At 31.4% G+C, this 1,238-nt stretch carries 1 protein-coding gene; it reads right to left on the bottom strand.

Annotated features, from left to right (window positions below; genetic code table 11):
* Positions 1–462: 462 nt before the first annotated feature.
* Positions 463–1,238, bottom strand: a 776-nt coding sequence (locus SPADD19_RS10650; RefSeq protein ID WP_128861635.1) for an XRE family transcriptional regulator, incomplete at its 5' end; no start/stop codon positions are given.

Genomic DNA, 1,238 nt, shown 5'->3' on the forward strand with positions numbered 1-1,238 from the left:
ATTTATCTACAATAAAAAGATAACGAACGATTTTAAAATTGAAATCTATTTTTTTCTTTCTAGAATAATAATACACAAAATAAAAAAGCAAATGTCAAATTGTCTCTTATATACACATTTTATACTTAGATGAATGAACTCAAAATATTTTCCCCAGTATTTAGTGGTTCAAACTATGCTATCAAAGTCTTCTGAACGGAAATCTCTTTATTTGATAATTGAAAATAATTGTATTTCATATTAAAAACACCTCAAATATTAGACGAACTCTAACATTTGAGGTGCAATTCAAAATTATTATTTGTTAAATTAAATGATCATTTTTTCAAACATTGCTTAACTAGGTGATCTAACGGTAGAATGTGTAGGTTTCCATCCCTTACCCAATAACCATTGAGAATGGATATAACAATATGTTGACTATATTTTCAAACTGTTTTATGACTGAATCCATTTCAAAACTCATTTCTTGAAAAAGCGATTCACATCGGATTGACATGCTTCCAACAGTGGTTTTTCATCCGTTAATTCGAGTAGTTGCAATCCTTCATCGACCAACTTTTTATCCGTTAAACAAATTCCAAGTGTCACTTTAGCATTTCCTAGAAAATCATATCGCTTACTTTTTTTGGCCGTATCTAACAATAGATAACTGATACTTGTACACTTCTCCATCAAACCATTCCACAGAAAAATGCTAGCTAAATTAGAGAGTAATTTATACTTGGTGGGAAGAATCTCTGTATAATCAGAGTAATCATTGAGCCTATCTATCACTTCATCACAGATAGAAATCACTGTTTCTAGTGGAAGTGTAAATAAAATAACGACAATTAATTTGAGGTCACTATGATACCAGACATCCTGATTTTTGATTTCGTTCCAAGCTTCCGTTGCCATTATTCTTACCTTTTCATTTGGACCAGATTCTCGTAAACAAAGAATGACCTCTACTCTCTTTAGTATATTTGACACAGGAATATCATTAGGATATTTTTTTAAATAAGCTACACTCTTATTCTTCAGTTCCAATAATTTATCATTTGATTGGTAGGCATTGTTATCTTCTGCCAATAAGATAATTTCTTCTCTATCGGAATGGTGGTAAGAATGACATATATATCGAAATTCTTCGAAATCTAGGCCAACTTGCTTTAGAAGATGCTCCATCAACTCAAAACTAGGCACTACTTGGTTCGATTCAATACGCGACAAGTGCGCTCTTGAAGTGTAATCCT

It is taken from the genome of Streptococcus parasanguinis (genome assembly GCF_001578955.1).
GTDB lineage: Bacteria > Bacillota > Bacilli > Lactobacillales > Streptococcaceae > Streptococcus > Streptococcus parasanguinis_U.